Here is a 2129-nt window from a genome sequence, read left to right as displayed (position 1 = left end):
CCGACCGCGACCCGGCCGTCCGGGGGCGGCGTCGCGGTCAGGCCGGCGCCGGTGACCAGGTCGACGAAGCGCCGGCCGGGGCGCGGCTCGGTGACGAGCCACGGCCCGTCGTGGTCGCCGCCGCGGTTGGCCACCGTCCACAGCGGCACGCCCTGGTGCGTCCAGCGGGACGCGTACACCCGGCCCTCGCCCGGGTGGTCGGCGAGCGGAACCCAGTCCTCGGCGCGCAGCCACGCGGCGTGGCTGCCCTGGATCCGGCGCATCGCCCGCAGCACCGCCCGGTCGCGGTCGTTCCAGCCGACCCAGACCCCGAAGACGCTCTCCCAGACCAGCACCCCGACCCCGTTGAGCCAGGCGGAGTGCAGCTCGTCGAGGTGGTCGCGGTGCCAGCGGCGGGTGTGGTGCAGCACGTGCCGCCGCTCGAACCACTTGGCCCGCAGCACGCCGGGCACCTCGGAGTCGGCGAACCACTGCGCCCAGGACATCGCGTGGTCGGCGATCCGGGCCAGCGGCACCCGGCTCTCGCCCTCCAGCACCATGCCGGGCCGGACGGCGTCCAGCTCGCGGCGCAGCTCGTCGGCGCCCTCCTTGAGCGTGTCCAGGAAGACGCCGTCGACGCCGAGCCTGCCGGCCAGCGCGGCGACCTCCCGCGCGTCCGCGCCGGCCTCCCGCCGGGTGCCGGTGTCCCACGGGTTGTAGTCGACGAACACCCGCACCCCACGGGCCTGGAACGCGCGCACCACCTCCGGCAGCTCGGGCACGTCCCGGTACCAGTCGAACTGGTTGCGCTCGTCCAACCCGATCACCGGGTACGCGTGCCAGAGCACCACGCCGTCGAAGCCACCGAAGTCACGGTCGGCCGCGTCGAGGAACTCCTCGACGGTGAAGACGCCGCGCTCGTGGTCGTAGAGCGTCTCGTCCCAGAGCCAGGCGAGGCAGACGCTGAAGCAGTCCAGCGGGATCTCGTCGTAGTGCGCGCCGGTGTAGCCCAGCCTGGCCCGCGCGTCGACCCGCCAGCGGGTGAGCTGCTCGCGCCAGGCCGGCCAGTGCGTCGGGTCGTCCGGCGCCGCGAAGATCTTCGCCTCGTCCAGCGCGGTCAGGTCGGCGTGCCCACCGAGCGGCACGTCGGTGGGCCGGTCGATCGGCCGAGGCACGTACGGGTTGAAACTCACGGCGTCACCTCTGTTCGCGACTGCGGGGCTCGCAAAACCGGCTCACTCCTCGCGCTCACGGCGTCACCTCTGTTCGCGACTGCGGGGCTCGCAAAACCGGCTCACTCCTCGCGCTCACGGCGTCACCTCTGTTCGCGACTGCGGGGCTCGCAAAACCGGCTCACTCCTCGCGCTCACGGCATCCCCTGGTATGTGGCGGCGTACAGGGCCTCGATGGCGGCCCGCTCGGGCAGCGCGGTCGACGCGCCGGGGCGCTGGGCGCAGGCCGCGCCGGCGGCGCACGCCCAGCGCAGGACGGCGCTGACCGTGTCGGCGTCGACCGCGCCGCCGCGTTCGGCCCAGCCCACGGCGAAGGCGCCGGTGAAGGCGTCGCCGGCGGCGGTGGTGTCCACCGCCTCGATGCGCGGCGCGGCGATCTCCAGCCGCACGCCGCCGCGGTCGGCGTACGTGGCGCCCCGCGCGCCGAGCGTCAGCACCGCCCGGGGCACCCGCTCCAACAGCGCGTCGAGCAGGACGCGCGGCTCGTCGGAGTCCGTCGCCGCGACGACGGCCGCCTCGTGTTCGTTGACCACCAGCACGTCGACCAGCTCCAGCAGCTCCGCCGGCAGCGCCGCGGCCGGCGCGGCGTTGAGCACGACGGTGGTGCCCCCGGCCCGGGCCCGGCCGGCCGCCGCCACCACGGTCGGCAGCGGCACCTCCAGTTGCAGCAGCAGCACGTCCGCCGCGCCGATGGCCGCCGCGTCGGCGGCGTCCAGGTCGGTCAGGGCGGCGTTCGCGCCGGGCGCGACGAGGATGAAGTTCTCCGCCGCCCGGTCCACCGCGATCAGCGCGACCCCCGAGGGGCCGGGGACGGTACGCAGGCCGGAGACGTCCACCCCGGCGTCGACCAGGTTGTCCCGCATGCACGTCCTCCTCGCCGAGGCTGGGCAGGACGTCGGCGACGTAGGCGAGGTAGGG

General features: G+C 75.2%; 2 protein-coding genes. Both read right to left on the bottom strand.

Annotated features, from left to right (window positions below; all coding sequences use genetic code 11):
• Positions 1-1172: hypothetical protein (locus ACWENR_RS30590; RefSeq protein ID WP_452280413.1), on the bottom strand; the 1172-nt coding region annotated here is incomplete at its 3' end.
• Between the two features lie 173 nt (positions 1173-1345).
• Complete coding sequence (locus ACWENR_RS30585) at positions 1346-2074, bottom strand: PfkB family carbohydrate kinase (RefSeq protein WP_452280412.1); 729 nt, start codon at positions 2072-2074, stop codon at positions 1346-1348.
• Between the last annotated feature and the right edge of the window lie 55 nt (positions 2075-2129).

Source organism: Micromonospora sp. NPDC004336, assembly GCF_053602615.1.
Note: the sequence above shows the minus strand (reverse complement) of the source record. Positions and strands in the feature narration are given on the sequence as shown.

Bases quoted from the DNA above. Each gene is read 5' to 3' on its own strand.
- ACWENR_RS30585 (WP_452280412.1), bottom strand. From the start codon at position 2,074: ATGCGGGACAACCTGGTCGACGCCGGGGTGGACGTCTCCGGCCTGCGT.